This is a genomic window from Coleofasciculaceae cyanobacterium (genome assembly GCA_036703275.1).
Classification (GTDB): domain Bacteria; phylum Cyanobacteriota; class Cyanobacteriia; order Cyanobacteriales; family Xenococcaceae; genus Waterburya.
Window position 1 is genome coordinate 1 of the sequence record DATNPK010000025.1, and the last position, 15,964, is coordinate 15,964.

The following is a 15,964-nucleotide window of genomic DNA, read 5'->3' on the forward strand; positions in this document are numbered from 1 at the left end:
TTTTCGATACCTGATGGATGTAATTCCTTTAGATGCCAGCTTAGTCAAAGGTTCTCATGGTCATGTTACTCAGGCGGTAGGGCGATCGCCATTGTTAATTACTCAACAGCAAGACTTATTAAATAGCAAAACTATTGAAGCAAAAGAGGTATTTCAGATAATCTTGGCTCATCTCAGCTAAACTTTAGTAGATCGATAATTTCATCGGTCTGTTGATGAAAAATTGGCTGGCGTTTGATTTGATAATTGCGATCGCTAGGCAACTCGATCTTAAATTCCTGTTTGACTGTACCTGGTTGGGCAGAAAAGACATAAACTCTCTGGGATAAAAATACGGCTTCTGTTACATCATGGGTAATCATCAAAATAGTGCAGTCTGTTTTACGCCAAATTTCTAAGAGAAACTGCTGCATAGTTTCTTTGGTTTGAATATCCAATGCCCCAAATGGTTCGTCCATAAGCAGTATTTTCGGGTTGGTAGCTAAGGCACGAGCGATTGCTACCCGCTGTTTCATGCCTCCTGACAGTTCTTTGGGTAAAGATTTAGCAAAATTAGCCAGACCGACAATATTTAGGTAATAAGAAGCTGTTTCTTTTCGTTCCTGAGCCGAAACTTTTAATAGCTTTAAGCCAAATTCGACATTCTTTTGAACTGTCATCCAGGGATAAAGAGTATATTTCTGAAACACCATGCCTCGATCTGCACCTGGCCCTATAATTATCTGATTGTCTACAGTAATTGTTCCTGATGTGGGCAAATCTAAACCCGCAATCAACCGCAGTAGGGTAGATTTACCAGAACCCGAAGCACCTACCACACAGATAAACTCTCCCGTCTCAACGTGCAGATTAATATCTTTAAGAGCAACTATTGCCCCTTTCTTGGTCAAAAATTGTTTGTGTAAACGAGATATTTCCAGATGCATAATGACCATTAATTAATTTGGGCAGCATTTTAGGTGTTGGAATTGCTTGTACCTTTTTATCATTTATTTTTTACTCAACATCAAAAGTAGCACTTGCTGACGTAAATTTAATTAGAATGCCCATTTACAGGTCAATCTAACTAGCAAGCGAAAAAAAATGTCGATCGCAAAACCAATTAAACCTAAGACGATTAGACAAGCAAAGATTTCTTCAGTCCTGAGAAACTTTTGAGCTAATAAGATTCTTTTGCCCAAACCCTCATTGGCTGCCAGCAATTCGGCTACCACCACCAAGTTCCAAGAAGCTGCCATGTTGACCCGAAATGTATCGAAAATACGAGGAATAATATAGGGGGTAATCACTTCCAGTAATATCTGCCAACGCTTTCCCCCCAAAGTATATGTAGTTTCGATTAAATCTTGAGGCACAAACTTAACGCTGTCCATAATCATCAAAATATTAAAAAACACCGTGCCGATAAATATCAGCGCAATTTTGGGTGCTTCATCAATGCCAAGATAGATAATTAATAAAGGAATAAAGGCAGGGGCAGGCATATAGCGCACAATGCCAATAATTGGTTCAAACAAAGCCCGAATACTGGCAAAAGTTCCCATCAAAATCCCCAAGGGAACAGCAACGATCGCTGAAAGAATAAACCCTATACTAACTCGAGCAAAGCTGCTGAATGCATCTTTTGCCAAATATCCCTGCGACCATAATTTTTTAAAAGCTTCGATCACATCAGTAGGAGACGGTAAAAAAATCGAGTTTATTCCTGCATACTGACTGACCAAAAGCCAAATTAGTAAAGGAATTGCGATCGACAAGGTAATTAAAATTCCAGACAAACTTTGAGGAATATCTTTAGCAATACGCCAAAAAGTAGAGGGCTTTAAATTATCTTTAACAACTCTAGAATTTAAAGCTTTAAACGATTCACTTTTAGCCATTCTTGATAATTATTACGTCTACAAATATCATTGATAACGATTGAAAAAGATCTGCGGTAATTGTTTATTAAGTAGCTACAAGACAATCTAACTACACTTTAGCTACTTAATCTTTAAATATTACTTTGCCGCAGCTGCATAAGCTTGAACAAACTGTTTATCTAAAATCTTAGTAAAATCTGGAGCTTCAGGAATAAAACCTACTTCGATCATAAATTCAGACATTTGCGGGGCAGCATAGGGCATATGTTTCATACTGTCACCATTACTAAATGCTGTCAAATTGTCTTCAATGGTGAACATTTTTGTTCCTTTTTTAAACAACTGTAATTCTTCTGTAGTAACACTTGCTCTATTTGCCATAATTTCATCGGCTTTTTCAGGATTTTGCGCCATAAAATCCATAACATCATACCAAGTATTTACCAGTGCTTGAGCTTTTTCTGGCTGCTCATCAATGAGCTTTTGACTTACTACCAATAAGTCAGGAATTGCTCCAGGAAACTCCGCCGAAGAAATTAATTCTTTAGAGCCTTCTCGTTTGAGTGCAGTTAACCAAAAAGGAGGAAAAGCACCAACAGCGTCAGCTTGTCCAGACGCAAAAGCAGCAGCAGCAGCACCCGTTTCTAGAGGAACAATTTCGACATCTGACCGCTTCATGCCCTTAGATTGCAACGCCAAAGTTAGCAGAAAGTCGTCTACTACTCCCTCTTCTACAGCAACTTTTTTGCCTTTTAAATCCTCAATAGTATTAATATCTTCAGCGACGATAATTTTGTCGTTTCCAGCGGAATTATCGTTAACTAAAATAGCTACTTCTCCATTGATCGCATCAGTAGCAAAAGAAATAGTGTCGTTGAGAGTTTGACAATTACCGTCTAATTGACCAGCAGCAAAGGCCTCCATTGACTCAAGATAGCCGTCAAACCACTTCATTTCAACATTGACGTTATTTTTAGCAAACATACCTTCTTGTTCGGCGATCGCCCAAGGCCACCATCCAGCCCAGTTGCTATAGCCAATAACAATAGCTTTTTCTTCAGGAGTTGGGTTGTCTGAATCTGATGTTTGAGGGGCTTGAGAACAGCTAATCGCTAATATTAAGCTGAGGCAAAATACGCTAAGTAATGATAGTATTTTTCTTCTATTCATTCAAATTGATAATTATTTAAGAAATATAAGTATGGGCGAGCAATAATATAAATCCTTTAGCCCAAAATGTAAATATTAATTATAAATATTAGCCAACAATAACTTGCTCTCGATAGGTAATTTTTTAAAAAATTGTGTTTTGATAAAAATTAAGGTTTTTAATATTTACTTACTAATTTATTGGGTTGTTCTACATAAGGTAGTTACCAATCAAATCAAAGATTTAAACCAGCTTCTGTTTTAGCCGCTACAAAAAAAGTAGTTGGATTATAGTTCATTAAATTAACACGATCGCCTATAAATTCTGAATCTATAGTTAAAATTAAAGCCTGCGTTAGGTTTTCGTGCATAATTGGAAAATACAATTACTTGCTTGCATGTCGTTGCTTTTTCAAATTCCTATCTTCCAATAGTGTATAGAGTACGGGGACAACTATTAAACTTAGCAGAGAAGAAGTAATTAAACCGCCAATAATGCCGACAGCCATCGGTTGACGCAATTCCGAACCCGCACCCCAGCCTAAAGCGATCGGCAGCATTCCCAAGATAGTGGAAAAGGTAGTCATGACAATCGGGCGTAAACGTACTACTCCAGTGTTTAAAATGGCTTCAGTGCGATCCATTCCAGAAGCACGTAGTTGATTAACATAGTCTAGAAGTAAAATAGCGTTTTTATCTAATAGACCCAACAGAAAAATCAAACCAATTAAAGAAATCATGCCAAAATCACTCTGGGTAATTAGCAAGGCTAACATTGCCCCCACAATAGACAATGGTAAAGATAAACCAATTACCGATGGTTCTAGCCAGCGACGAAACGGCAAATAGAGAACTATCATCATTGAAACTATCGCTAAAGTTAGGGTAATTGCGAATTCCCCCAGAATCTTTTTAGATCTGGCCGAATCTCCTTCCAAATCGAAATCAATATCAGCAGGTAGTATTTTATTAGCGATCGCCTTGGCTTGTTTTGTGGCATCGCCAATGCCTAGATCTGCCGTCAAGTTTGCGTTGATATAGGCGACTCTTTGGCGATCTAGATGGATAATTTTGGTTAAAGGTTGACTAACCCCGTCCACACGAACATCATTGAATCCTGATAACTGTTGGATTTCTGATTGAAACGCGATCGCACTTTTGCTTAATTTATCTAAATCTTCTCCTGCTAAAGAGACTTTAAAAGAGGGATCTTCCCCCGTTTCCACAAAGGGTATATCTTCAACACTGATAATTACATTAGGTATTTGGGGTAAATTTTGACGGACAGATTCTTGTACCTGACTAGTATTTAAAGCGCGATTGTCTTTTAATTTGATATAAAGCTGACCTTTATTAGGTTCACCCCTAACTCCCGCAATAGTATAAACAGATTCTACGGCTGGATGAGCTAAAACTGTTGATTCTATTTGTTCTCCTACGGTAAGAGTTCGACGTAACAGAATTTGTTCTGGCGATCGCGCCATATTTTTCAGCCAGCTAAAACTGCTTCCTGGTTCATCTTTAGAGGGCGAATTGTTATTACTTTCTACTTCTGGTGCAGAATTGGCTAATTTTGGTAATGGGGTTGTGTAAACAATTTTAAATTCCCCTCGATTCAATTGAGGAACAAAACCTTGAGGAATCAACGGAATTAAAGCAATACCTGCAATAAAACTGGCGATCGCTATACCCACTACTTGTTGGCGGTGGTTTAATGACCATTGCAGCAAATTACGATAACCGTTGACGATAAATCCTTGTCGATGATTCCCTGGTTTAATATCTTGACGTGTGAGCCAGTATACAGCCAGTACTGGGACTAAAGTTCGGGCTGCCAAAAGAGAAGTTAACACCGCTGCGGAAATAGTTAAACCAAATGGACGAAAAAATTGTCCTAGTGTGCCTCCCATCAACCCTATAGGCAAAAATACCGCAACGATAGTTAAAGTGGAAATGGAGGCGGTAAGTCCAATCTCGCGAGTAGCCGAAAAAGCCGCTTGACGAGGGCTTTCTCCTGCTTCTAAATGACGCATGATGTTCTCTACTTCGACAATCGCATCATCGACAATAATCCCTATAGCCAAAGCCAAAGCTAACAGGGTTAAGGTTTCAAAGTTAAACCCCGCTACCGCCATGACAATAAATGTACCGAGTAGAGATACAGGAATAGCGATCGCCGTAATTAAAGTTGCTTTAAAATTACGTAGAAACGGAAAAATAATCATAATTGCTAAAACAACCGCACTTAATAAAGTTTCAATTGTCGCTTTAGTGCTGTCGCGAATATAGCCAGCGGGAGTTTCAGCTAAAATTAACTCTACATTTGGCAAACGCGGTTTTAGTTGAGCTACTTGCTGTTCAACCTGCTTGACAACTTCTAGTGTATTTGCGTCGGCTTGTTTGATCACCTGAAAAGCGATCGCCTTTTCGCCATTAAAGTGGATTAAGCTATTACTATTGGCAGTGGGAATCTCCTGATTGAGATCGCTATCGAGATTTCCTAAAATATCAACCCGTTGAACTCCTGGTAGTTGTTTAATGGCGGGAATAATTTCAGTCGAAGCAATACTATTTAATTTTTCTAAGTCGCGTTCTTGATTGGTGACGCGATCCTGGCCTTGCAGGGCAAAGCTTGTATCGTCCGTAACAATGTAGCTGATCGCGCTCGTTTCGTTAAGATTGAAAGGAATTATTTCTAAATCTGTGCTAGAAGGTAAAGATATTTGCTTAAGATTAGCTTCAATCGTAGCGGTAGCCTCTTCAATATCAATATTTGTATCTAATAATAAATTGACTACCGTTTGTCCTAAATATGTAGCAGAAAATAGCTGCGCTAATCCAGGAGTTTCGGCTAATGTACTTTCTAAAGGATTAGTTATTTTAGCTTCTGTGGCTAAAACTGAGGTTGTATCAGCCTGAGCGCGAATTACTACGATAGGAAAGTTAACGGCTGGAAATAAAGAATATTTCAGCGAACTAAAAGCAAATAAGCCTGCTATTGCCATCGTTAACCAGAGGAAAATAGTCAGACGAGAATGTTCGATTGCCAGACGGGAAAGATTAAACTGCTTCTTAAACATCAGGAGATTAAACACAGAGTCTAATCGCTATTCTTACAGAAAGAGTATCATCTTGTTCACTAAATACTAGTAGTGAATTAAGAAATTATCGACACTGAATTTTCATAGCGATCGCCAAAATAAAGCAGAGAAAGTTATGAATAAAAATTAAAAACAAACATCATCTCATAAATAAGCTACCGAGAAACCGTACATTAAGAACGTACTTTCGGCAATTTAAAGATAGCGATGCAAAATACAGAAAACTTGAAGACTTCATTACTATCTGATGCCAGTAAAAGATTAGAACAGGCTTTAAAGCACGTTAATATTTCCGATGATGCGATCTCCCGTTTACAGCACCCCAAAACTAGCCTTATTGTGTCTATCCCCGTGCGGATGGACGATAACAGTTTAAAAGTGTTTTCAGGTTATCGAGTGCGTTACGACGATACTAGAGGTGCGGGAAAAGGCGGAGTTCGTTATCATCCTGGGGTAAGTTTGGATGAGGTACAGTCTTTAGCTTTTTGGATGACGTTTAAGTGTGCCTTGCTCGATTTGCCTTTCGGTGGTGCTAAAGGAGGTATTACCGTAAATCCCAAAGAATTATCCAAGGCAGAATTAGAAAGATTGAGTCGGGGTTATGTAGATGCGATCGCCGATGCTATTGGTATAGATATAGATATTCTTGCCCCTGATGTCTATACCAATGCGGTAATTATGGGCTGGATGATGGATCAATACAGCACGATTAAGCGTCACCTATGTCGTGGCGTAGTTACAGGAAAGCCATTGGCATTGGGCGGAAGTAGAGGCAGAGACACGGCTACGGCAATGGGAGCCTTTACCGTAATTCAAGCTATGTTGCCCAAATTTAAATTAATTCCCGCTGAAACCACCGTAGCAATTCAAGGTTTTGGCAATGCGGGTTCAACTTTGGCAGAGTTACTGGCTGAAGCAGGATACAAAATAGTCGCCGTTAGCGATTCTAAAGGAGGTATTTACTCGTCTCAGGGTTTAGATATTGCCAGCATTAAGCAACACAAAGATCAAAGTCGTGAGATGAAAGCCGTATATTGCCACGACACTGTATGCAGCATTGTAGAACATCAAACTATTTCCAATCAAGAACTGCTGGCTTTAGATGTCGATGTCTTGATTCCTGCTGCTTTAGAAAATCAAATTACCCAACACAATGCCGAAGCTATCAAAGCTAAATATATCTTTGAAGTCGCCAATGGCCCAATAAATTCCGATGCCGATCAAATACTTGGCGAAAACGGAACTTATGTCTTCCCTGATATTTTAGTCAATGCTGGAGGCGTTACCGTTAGTTATTTTGAATGGGTGCAAAATCGTAGCGGTTGGTATTGGACACTACAAGAAGTTAATCAACGTCTTCAAGAAAAGATGCGCCAAGAAGCAGAACAGGTTTGGCATCTCAGTAAAAACTTAAATATTGATATTCGCACCGCTGCTTATGTTCAGGCTCTTAAAAGATTGGCAACAGCATTAGATGCTAAAGGAACCAGGAATTATTTTATTGCTAATTAATTATTAAATCTTAGCTGGGTTGTCTCTTCTTGGCTATTAAGATTCTTGTTATCTATCAATATCTCTTGTTGTGGTGCTGGAATGGGAATTCCTGCTCGATCGAAGGCTATTTTAACTCGGCGGCGAAATTCTCGAGCAACTTCCCACTGCTTCAATGGTTCAGTTTTGATCCAGACGCGAATTAAGATTCCGCGATCGCTGAACTGTTCTACGCCCAAAATCTCGGGAAACTCCCAAATCCGTTCACACCAATCAGAACATTGCGTCATGTCTTGGGCTACTTGAGTGACTATATCTAAAGCGCGATCGATGTTTGTTTGATAGGCGACGGGAATGTTAATATCGGCTCTAGACCACTGGCTAGAACTGTTTGCCACAATATCAATCGCACTATTGGGTATGGTAATTAATCGTCCTTGCGCATCTCTTAATTGGGTAATCCGCAAATTGATATTTTCGACCAAACCACTGACTGTACCAATATCAACAATATCTCCTACAGCATAGCGATCGTCCCAAATGATAATAAAGCCGTTAATCGCATCTTTGATCAGGTTTTGTGAAGCCAGTGAGATACCCAAGCCAAATATACCTGCACCAGCCAAAAGAGGTGCTAAATTAACTCCATTTACCCAAAAGGCAGCTAGAATTCCCACGCCAGCCCAAACAATGGTTACTGCACTACGTAAAATTCGAGTTGTAGTATTAATCCTTAACTTTCCTCGCTGGTTAACTTTTGGATCTTCAGGTTGTCTATCGAGTGCTGCTGCACTGAGTTTAGCGATTAGAAAATAAGTCCAACGAATTAAAAAGTAGACAATTAAAGCCACGACACCAATACGGAAAGGAATTTTCAAAGCTGCAATCAGTAAAACAGGGATGATGCGCGTCTGCGGGTATAAATCGAAGATAAATAGAGTTCCACCACACCAAACTAAAGCTTGAACTAATTGCAGCAGTCGATAGTGAATTTCAGTTAAATTCCATTTTTGCCGACGAGCCAACTGCTCTGGTACAGATAAGCTTTTTAAACTGGCTGTTGGAGCTAGTTGTTTAGCTGATTTACGTAGTTTTCTAATTTCCCGATTTAAAGGAAAATTACTCAGCCACATCACAGCAAAAATACATAATCCGATGATGACCTGTTTTGTTAAATATCGATGCGATCGCTGTTGTCTGGCTGTTGCTAAACCTTGCTCAATCGTCGATTTAAGTTCCCTCGCCCTAACTGGTACACCCACATCATTCGCTTGAGCATCGGTATTGGTTACGGTAAACAAACGTTCTGAGCGATCCCCAATAGTCAGATATAGATCTTGTAAATTACCGTTTGGTTTTACCGCAACTTCCGAGTCATTACTGCGATCGGCTAAGTAATCTGCGGTTATTTCGCCAAAACGTGCCTGAATTTCGCTAATTCTGTCAGATAACAATTCATCATCCGTAGCAGACAGCTTAAACAAACAGCGTCCATCCAAACGAATACAAGCAGAATTGAAGGAATTTTTCTGTACTTGACGCAGTAATTGGGAATATATTGCCAAATCTGGCAAGAAGGGTAATTGTGCTGTGGCTGGAGCAATTCCCACGGTAATTGTTGAACTTAAAATTAATAGAGCTACTAAGAGCTTTTTCTTAAGCATATATTGACAACGGTTTGGTCTTAACTAAGGCAATCTACAACAATCTACAATGAATAATAGTTTTATAAAGTTAAATTCTCAAGGGTGATTTTTACAAGTCTTTTAGTCTGCCTGCTCAGAATCAATTGCCAAATTACTGCTAAATTGAATTGCTCAACCGTCAATCTATTTTTGTCTGTCCAATCCAAATCTCTAAATTTATGACTAATTCAGAATTGACTTCGCTCGACAGTTTTTGGGGGAGTCTTGCCTATCCTTTGGGTTTAGTTTTTCTTTACCTGGCTACATTGGTGATTTTGGCAGAATTTCTCAGTCGCCTACTAACCGACGATCCTGAATTGACTCGCAAAGTGGTTCATATCGGTAGCGGCAACGTAATTTTATTGGCTTGGTGGCTAGATATATCTAGAGGCGTAATTATCGGTGCAGCTATTATTGCAGCAGCGATCGCTATTGTATCTTACCTAATCCCGATCTTACCCAGCATTGAAAGTGTAGGACGTAAAAGTTTTGGCACACTATTTTATGCGCTCAGCATGGGTATTTTAGCTGCCTGTTTTTGGCGGAGTAGTCCTCAGTATGCGGTCATCGGTATTTTAGTTATGGCGTGGGGAGACGGCATGGCGGCGATTATTGGTCAGCGTTTTGGTAAACACAAGTATCAGGTAGGACAGATAACTAAAAGCTGGGAAGGTTCTCTAGCAATGGCATTAGTTGCCTTAACTGTTATCGGGACTTGGTTATTTTTGGTAGAGGGAAATAGCTGGCAAACGTGGACAATTTCGATAGTGGTTGCTTTGGTCGCCACAATCGCCGAAGCATTTTCTAAGCTAGGCATAGATAATCTAACCGTTCCTTTAGCTAGTGGATTCTTGTGTTTTTTTGGTGTTCAGGCACTATTATTAAATTAAATATCGACCAAATAAACTTTAATATTTAGCCAGATTACTTTTAATAATGACAAATTCTGCTCCTCAACCAATTGAAGAACCTATTTCTCAAGAAAAAAAGGTAGAAGATCTCCCCCAAATTGCTCAAGCAAAAGATAGCTATGTTAAGTTAGCAATGAGGAACATGGTTCGCAAAGGAAAACAGTCTTTATGGCACTTTTTTCTGACTACCGTTGGTCTAGTAGGGCTTTTAATCGGTCTAGCTTATTTAACCAAACCATAAACAAAATTATGTATGAATATAATTGTTAAACAACCTATAGATGCCATAATTTATGTAGAAAATGATTATCAAGGGAGTTTGTCTGAGTCAGATTTGCTCGAAATCAACTTGATTCCGTGGGTTAATTGGTTTGAGGATTGGTTGCAGTTATTAAGTTCTACTAATACTCAGCTAGGCACAAGTTGCGAACTTAGTCTACGCCTAACCAGCGATCGCCAAATTCAAGCATTTAATCATCAATATCGCTGTTTAGACAAACCGACAGATGTCTTGGCTTTTGCTGCTACGGAAGCAAATATTACTCTTCCTATAGATATTGCTGAACCTGTATATTTGGGAGACATTATTATCTCTTTAGATACTGCTGCTCGACAGGCAATCGAACAACAGCATTCTTTTATTATAGAGTTGGCTTGGTTAGCTAGCCATGGCTTGTTGCACCTTCTCGGTTGGGATCATCCTGACGATCTCCGCTTACAGCAGATGTTGCAGCAGCAGTCTAAACTAATTCAATTACTAAATATTTAAGCAAAATGTTGATAAATTGCCAATATTTATACTGTTTTATTTGAACATTTTGTTTAGTAATTATTAGGTTATAAATAAATACATATACGGATTAATATTGAGTCTATCGCTATGATTGAATCAAACCAAAAAACCAATCCGAAACTGTCTTTAATCAATATAAATATGAAATCTTCTACTATTGCCCCTACTCAAGAATCATCTATAGCTAATCCAAAAATTATTCGTAACTTAGCCTGGCAGGTAGCACCAAATTTATTTTTAAGTTTTAAATATGCTTGGGCTGGTCTGCGCTACGCTTTTGCTACACAACGAAACTTTCGCATTCATACTTTTATTGGCATCTTCGCAGTAAGTTTGGGTGCTGTCTTGAGAATTGATGCTATAGAAATGGCAGTAATCACCATGACCTGTGCTATTGTCATGGTCTTGGAATTGATCAATACGGCAATTGAATCTGTTGTCGATCTAACAGTTAAGCAGAGTTATCATGAGCTAGCTAAAATAGCCAAGGATTGTGCTGCTGGAGCAGTATTAGTTAGCGCGATCGCAGCAGTAATCGTAGCAACATTTATCTTGCTTCCGCCGTTATTTCAGCGTATTATGCTTATGATGTAATGGAGATTTAACTTGATTATAGTTATTGATAATTATGATAGCTTTACCTATAATTTGGTGCAGTATCTAGGAGAGCTGGCTCAGGAATTGCCTGTAGCATCAGATATACAGGTTTATCGCAACGATGCTATCGATATCGATCTGATTGATCAGCTTAAGCCAGACGGAATTTTAATCTCGCCAGGTCCTGGTCGTCCAGAAGATGCAGGAATATCGCTTCAATTAATCGAAAAACTGGGTTTTCAGATTCCTATATTGGGTGTTTGTTTGGGTCATCAAAGTATTGGTCAAGCTTTTGGCGGCAAGATAGTTTCTGCACCTGTGCTGATGCACGGTAAAACATCTATGATACATCACCAAAATGTCGGCGTATTTGCTGGATTAAAATCTCCTTTCACCGCTACTAGGTATCACAGTTTGGTCATTGAACCTCAGACCATTCCCGATACTTTAGAAGTTACAGCTTGGGTAGAAGACGGCACGATTATGGGTGTTCGTCATCGAGACTATCATCATCTTCAGGGAGTACAGTTTCATCCTGAAAGCATTTTGACGGATAATGGGAAATTATTATTACGTAATTTTTTGCAATCTCTAGATGGGAAACCGTTACCTAATTCTGATTAAAACGAATTATTTTGATCCCCCTTACGATATAGGTGCAGTAAACGTTATTTAGTTATTTAATTTAGCATTTTATGAAACGTCGACAATTAATCCGCTACGGTGGAATCGGTTTGACAACGGCGATCGCTACAGGTTTAATGTCTCGTCGAACTATTTTGGCTCAGGATAATTCTGATGGAGTTAGTATTCAGTATTTAGGACACACCTGTTTTTTATTTACGGGTAGTGGTTTAAAAGTACTAGTCAATCCCTACGAATCAGTTGGCTGTACCGCAGGCTATACCTTACCAGATCTACAGCCTGATGTGGTGTTAGTGAGCAGCTTCCTCTTAGATGAGGGTGCAGTTGAGTCAGTAAAAGGCAATCCCGAAGTGATTACCGAACGAGGTGTTCACCAGTTTGCCGGCATTAAATTTCAAGGATTTTCTTTACCGCACGATCGCGAGTCAGGTCGTCGCTTTGGTACAAATATTGCTTGGCGATGGACTCAAGGAGGGGTCAATATCCTGCATTTAGGCGGTGCTGCGGCTCCTTTAGCTACAGAAGATAAAATTCTCTTAAGCGGTGCAGATATTCTGCTTACTCCTGTTGGTGGAGGAATGAAAGCCTATAATCCTCAAGAGGCAAAACAGGTAGTCAAAGTTCTCAATCCTAAGATGGTAATCCCGACTCACTACCAGACTAGTGCAGCGAATAAAGAAAATTGTGATTTAGCACCTGTAGAACAGTTTCTTGGCTTAGTAGATGATCTCGAAGTTGCTCAGGTAGGAAGCGATCGCTTTACAGTCAAGAAGTCTTATCTGACTGGCGATACAACTTTAGTTAGAGTTTTAGATTACAGCTCATGAGCTTTATAATTTTCCTGGGACTTGGTGTAGGTTCTATCGCCTGGGGTTTAAAGTCCACAGAAGAAATAACTCAACTATCAGCAGCAATTATTGGCGCAATTTTTCTTGTCTGGGGTCTTTGTCTGACTCCCCAAATGTATTTATTGGGTGCAGAAATCCTCGCAGTTGTTGCCGTGTTTAGGATCTGCGTTCGTTGTTGTGAGTGCGATCGCTAAATTCATTACTGTTGACAGTAGAGACGTTCTCTCGAATGTCTCTACCACCATTACTTTACCGAACCCAATCAATTCTTATCTGCGTGAGGTTCAGCACCCTGACTAAGTTGCCAGGCGATCGCATTTAAAACCAAATTACCATTACCCGAACAAGTTTCCTGAAATTCCTCTTGGGCGGCTACTACCGAGCCGAGTTTTTCAATGGTTTTGCCGTATTTTTTATCTTTAGCTAATTCTTTCTCTTCGGGAGATAAAGGACGCGATCGCTCTAAAACTACTTTAATAATTGGAACATATTGCTCTGCTTCTTCTGATGCTTCCTGCACCTCTAACTGTAGTTTAGTTAACTGAATAATTTCTTGCGCTCCCTGAACAATGGGCAATAATTCCTGACTATCTGACACGGCTTTGGTAGATTTTACTTGAGGACTATCTGAGGGTACATAAAAAATATGGTCTGATGTTAAACCATCAGGAAAACGATTGACATCAATCTCTTCTTTTTCCCACATCTCTTGCACGATATCTAAAGCTTTAGCACGATTTTTCTTAGTGTCTCCTGTTCCTGGTACTTCGACTAAAATTCCTTCTTGCTCTGCTGCTGGCTTGGAAAGATCGCTGACTGCCACAAAATGAGAAACTGCTGGGGTCTTGGTCATTTTAAGTAAAAATCCAAAAAATTCAATATTATTGTACTACTTTTATTCCCTAAAAAAATTTGCTGTAAGTAGAACAGAAGACTGAATTTGAAGAGAAACTACAGTTGATGTTATTGAGCCAGGAAATAAGACAGTTTTCTAATTGCGCTCAAATTGTCGAAAAATTACCGCCACACTAATCAACAATAAACTGTTAAATAAATAGATCATATTAAAAGCTTAATTTAATTTTAATATATTAATTTTAAGATTTTAAGACAGTGTCTTGATAGCTTATTTAGGAGTTTAATAACGCGCTCGCGCTAGCTACTAGGCAAAATCATCAATTAATTGAAGTAACAAATTTTGGCACAAAATTTTTACAGAACAATAAGTTAACCGACTTCGACAGTTATAAAAGTTTATTTACAGCCGTCAACAGTTATTGGCAGAAAGCCAATAAAATTTCCTATGGATAACATTTTAGTGATTGGTGCCGGCTCAGTTGGCGCGTTATTGGGAGCTTCTCTAGTTAAAGCTAATTTGAAAATTACTTTTGCTAGTAAACCTGGCAGCAACTACACTCATCAGCTACAAGAACAGGGTTTAAAAATACATTACGCCAACGGAGAAAAATTGTGGATTTCACCATCCAATCCTCAAGTTCGATTTCTCGATACGGCAACGTATCTCGTTGAAAAGTTTGACCTAATTATTGTTGCTATTAAAAGCAATCATCTACATGATGTTGTTTCTTATATCCAAGCTCACTCCAACTCAAATACAATTTTGATTCATGCTCAAAATGGAATTCCCTACTGGTGGTTTGATGACGATAGCTATTTAAATTTACTCAGCCAAAACCTATTTAATAAGTTAAGTTCTCGTCCTTATTTAGATAGTGTCGATCAAAATGGCTATCTCTATAAAAATTTAAGCAAATTCACTTTGGCAGGCTGTGTAGTAAAAGCTCCTTGTCGCAGAACAGCCCAAGCAGAAATTGAAGTCAGAAAGCCGCCTCAATTAATTCTCGGTTTAACCAAAAACGGTAATTGCAATTCAAAACAACAAATTATAGTCAAGCATTTATGCGAATTGTTTTCTCACCATGGCGTAACCGCTACCTATACAAGCGAAATACGCGCAGCAGTATGTAACAAACTAGCCATTAACGTTACTACTAATGTTTTGTCGGCTTTGACTGGAAAGGTAATTGCCGACTTAACTACTAATTCTCACACAAACAGTCTAATTAAAACTGTGATTGCCGAGGTCAACTATATTTTTGTTCGTTATGGTATCAAACCAGAAGATTTACCCACTGAACAAAAAATTTATGCTTATATTAAAACTCCAGGTAGCCAAAGTCATCTCCCTTCTCTCGCCCAAGATTTTTCTCAACATAAACCAGGGGAAGTTAGTTTAATTACAGCACTGGTAGAAATGGCAAAAATCGCCCAGCTTAAAGTACCAACTTTGTATAGTTTGAGTGAATTACTACAGTTATGCCAAACCTACAGCCTGAAAAGCTCCAACGGTAAGTCACATATTCTCACCTTAGATCATTCTTCTGGCTACTGTACGTTAACTAATGATGTTTGCCAAAGCAGCCTTGTAAATAAATGGCAGATATCTAATTTACTGACTCATCTTGTTCAGGTAAATGTATCGGCACTAATTAGTTAGCTTTATCTTGGCGTGATTTTGCTTCTAATCAAAAATTGGGCGTTGCCGAATCAGGATATGAAAAATAAAGTTACTATCCTTGCTTTTTTTTATAGCGTTCAAACCTACAAGCCGTAATTACTCTAATACTCATCATGAAAAGGATCTATATATACACCCTACCTCTACTGAAGCCATTCAAAATCATCGTAGCAGAGTACTAATGAGATCTGTATCTAAGCAATCTAAACAGAATAATACATTTTTAAAAAGTCACCGTTCACAGAACAACTCTGGTCAACCAAAAGTCGCTTCTTTGCCAAGTAGTATAGATTGCTACAGACTTAAAAAGTATTCCTTTACTAAGTATTTATTATTTATCGTG

Annotated in this window: 17 protein-coding genes; 10 read left to right on the forward strand and 7 right to left on the reverse strand. The window is 38.8% G+C overall.

The window, feature by feature from the left end; translation table 11 throughout:
• Positions 1–181 (forward strand): hypothetical protein (locus tag V6C71_05155; GenBank protein HEY9767884.1); only part of this gene is annotated, 181 nt, incomplete at its 5' end.
• Here V6C71_05155 and V6C71_05160 read toward each other — a convergent pair.
• From V6C71_05160 to V6C71_05180, 5 genes are all read right to left on the reverse strand, one after another.
• On the reverse strand, positions 174–935 hold the full coding sequence (locus tag V6C71_05160) for an ABC transporter ATP-binding protein (GenBank protein ID HEY9767885.1): 762 nt from the start codon (positions 933–935) through the stop codon (positions 174–176). The two genes, V6C71_05155 and V6C71_05160, sit on opposite strands and share 8 nt — an antisense overlap.
• 102 nt (positions 936–1,037) lie before the next feature.
• Positions 1,038–1,880: an ABC transporter permease gene (locus V6C71_05165; GenBank protein HEY9767886.1), complete on the reverse strand. Its 843-nt coding sequence runs from the start codon at positions 1,878–1,880 to the stop codon at positions 1,038–1,040.
• 120 nt (positions 1,881–2,000) lie between these two features.
• Positions 2,001–3,032 (reverse strand): ABC transporter substrate-binding protein, encoded by a 1,032-nt coding sequence (locus tag V6C71_05170; GenBank protein HEY9767887.1) that lies wholly within the window; start codon positions 3,030–3,032, stop codon positions 2,001–2,003.
• Positions 3,033–3,247: 215 nt separating this feature from the next.
• Entirely contained in the window at positions 3,248–3,382 is a 135-nt protein-coding gene (locus V6C71_05175; GenBank protein HEY9767888.1) for a hypothetical protein, read from the reverse strand.
• 15 nt (positions 3,383–3,397) lie between these two features.
• A complete protein-coding gene (locus V6C71_05180) occupies positions 3,398–6,091 on the reverse strand; it encodes an efflux RND transporter permease subunit (protein ID HEY9767889.1) in 2,694 nt (897 codons plus the stop codon).
• Between the two features lie 228 nt (positions 6,092–6,319).
• Here V6C71_05180 and V6C71_05185 point away from each other — a divergent pair, with 228 nt between their 5' ends.
• Complete coding sequence (locus V6C71_05185) at positions 6,320–7,624, forward strand: Glu/Leu/Phe/Val dehydrogenase (protein HEY9767890.1); 1,305 nt, start codon at positions 6,320–6,322, stop codon at positions 7,622–7,624.
• Here the strand turns inward: V6C71_05185 and V6C71_05190 are convergent.
• On the reverse strand, positions 7,621–9,267 hold the full coding sequence (locus V6C71_05190; protein HEY9767891.1) for a mechanosensitive ion channel family protein: 1,647 nt from the start codon (positions 9,265–9,267) through the stop codon (positions 7,621–7,623). The two genes, V6C71_05185 and V6C71_05190, sit on opposite strands and share 4 nt — an antisense overlap.
• A gap of 200 nt (positions 9,268–9,467) precedes the next feature.
• Between V6C71_05190 and V6C71_05195 the strand changes: the two genes are divergently transcribed.
• The 7 genes from V6C71_05195 (at position 9,468) to V6C71_05225 (ending at position 13,276) form a co-directional block, all read left to right on the forward strand.
• Positions 9,468–10,178: a diacylglycerol/polyprenol kinase family protein gene (locus V6C71_05195; GenBank protein HEY9767892.1), complete on the forward strand. Its 711-nt coding sequence runs from the start codon at positions 9,468–9,470 to the stop codon at positions 10,176–10,178.
• Between the two features lie 46 nt (positions 10,179–10,224).
• On the forward strand, positions 10,225–10,440 hold the full coding sequence (locus V6C71_05200; GenBank protein HEY9767893.1) for a DUF3285 domain-containing protein: 216 nt from the start codon (positions 10,225–10,227) through the stop codon (positions 10,438–10,440).
• 12 nt (positions 10,441–10,452) lie between these two features.
• Positions 10,453–10,968, forward strand: coding sequence for an rRNA maturation RNase YbeY (gene ybeY / locus V6C71_05205; GenBank protein ID HEY9767894.1), 516 nt, complete (start codon positions 10,453–10,455; stop codon positions 10,966–10,968).
• 165 nt (positions 10,969–11,133) lie between these two features.
• Complete coding sequence (locus V6C71_05210) at positions 11,134–11,586, forward strand: diacylglycerol kinase family protein (GenBank protein ID HEY9767895.1); 453 nt, start codon at positions 11,134–11,136, stop codon at positions 11,584–11,586.
• Between the two features lie 12 nt (positions 11,587–11,598).
• On the forward strand, positions 11,599–12,213 hold the full coding sequence (locus tag V6C71_05215) for an aminodeoxychorismate/anthranilate synthase component II (protein HEY9767896.1): 615 nt from the start codon (positions 11,599–11,601) through the stop codon (positions 12,211–12,213).
• Positions 12,214–12,284: 71 nt separating this feature from the next.
• The gene (locus tag V6C71_05220; GenBank protein ID HEY9767897.1) at positions 12,285–13,061 is read left to right on the forward strand and encodes an MBL fold metallo-hydrolase; all 777 of its coding nucleotides are present in this window, start codon (positions 12,285–12,287) and stop codon (positions 13,059–13,061) included.
• Positions 13,058–13,276 (forward strand): hypothetical protein, encoded by a 219-nt coding sequence (locus V6C71_05225; GenBank protein HEY9767898.1) that lies wholly within the window; start codon positions 13,058–13,060, stop codon positions 13,274–13,276. The genes V6C71_05220 and V6C71_05225 overlap by 4 nt, the downstream gene beginning before the upstream one ends.
• A gap of 68 nt (positions 13,277–13,344) precedes the next feature.
• On the opposite strand, the gene V6C71_05230 is transcribed toward V6C71_05225, so the two are convergent.
• Positions 13,345–13,935 carry a hypothetical protein gene (locus V6C71_05230; GenBank protein ID HEY9767899.1) on the reverse strand — a complete coding sequence of 197 codons (591 nt, stop codon included), beginning with the start codon at positions 13,933–13,935 and terminating at the stop codon, positions 13,345–13,347.
• 450 nt (positions 13,936–14,385) lie between these two features.
• Here V6C71_05230 and V6C71_05235 point away from each other — a divergent pair, with 450 nt between their 5' ends.
• Positions 14,386–15,600, forward strand: a complete 1,215-nt coding sequence (locus tag V6C71_05235) for a 2-dehydropantoate 2-reductase N-terminal domain-containing protein (protein HEY9767900.1) — start codon at positions 14,386–14,388, stop codon at positions 15,598–15,600.
• Positions 15,601–15,964 lie beyond the last annotated feature (364 nt).

Coding starts and splice junctions, on each gene's coding strand:
- V6C71_05165 (HEY9767886.1), bottom strand. CDS start 1,880: ATGGCTAAAAGTGAATCGTTTAAAGCTTTAAATTCTAGAGTTGTTAAA.
- V6C71_05220 (HEY9767897.1), top strand. CDS start 12,285: ATGAAACGTCGACAATTAATCCGCTACGGTGGAATCGGTTTGACAACG.
- V6C71_05210 (HEY9767895.1), top strand. CDS start 11,134: ATGAAATCTTCTACTATTGCCCCTACTCAAGAATCATCTATAGCTAAT.
- V6C71_05170 (HEY9767887.1), bottom strand. CDS start 3,032: ATGAATAGAAGAAAAATACTATCATTACTTAGCGTATTTTGCCTCAGC.
- V6C71_05175 (HEY9767888.1), bottom strand. CDS start 3,382: ATGCACGAAAACCTAACGCAGGCTTTAATTTTAACTATAGATTCAGAA.
- V6C71_05180 (HEY9767889.1), bottom strand. CDS start 6,091: ATGTTTAAGAAGCAGTTTAATCTTTCCCGTCTGGCAATCGAACATTCT.
- V6C71_05200 (HEY9767893.1), top strand. CDS start 10,225: ATGACAAATTCTGCTCCTCAACCAATTGAAGAACCTATTTCTCAAGAA.
- V6C71_05160 (HEY9767885.1), bottom strand. CDS start 935: ATGGTCATTATGCATCTGGAAATATCTCGTTTACACAAACAATTTTTG.
- ybeY (HEY9767894.1), top strand. CDS start 10,453: ATGAATATAATTGTTAAACAACCTATAGATGCCATAATTTATGTAGAA.
- V6C71_05230 (HEY9767899.1), bottom strand. CDS start 13,935: ATGACCAAGACCCCAGCAGTTTCTCATTTTGTGGCAGTCAGCGATCTT.
- V6C71_05190 (HEY9767891.1), bottom strand. CDS start 9,267: ATGCTTAAGAAAAAGCTCTTAGTAGCTCTATTAATTTTAAGTTCAACA.
- V6C71_05225 (HEY9767898.1), top strand. CDS start 13,058: ATGAGCTTTATAATTTTCCTGGGACTTGGTGTAGGTTCTATCGCCTGG.
- V6C71_05235 (HEY9767900.1), top strand. CDS start 14,386: ATGGATAACATTTTAGTGATTGGTGCCGGCTCAGTTGGCGCGTTATTG.
- V6C71_05195 (HEY9767892.1), top strand. CDS start 9,468: ATGACTAATTCAGAATTGACTTCGCTCGACAGTTTTTGGGGGAGTCTT.
- V6C71_05185 (HEY9767890.1), top strand. CDS start 6,320: ATGCAAAATACAGAAAACTTGAAGACTTCATTACTATCTGATGCCAGT.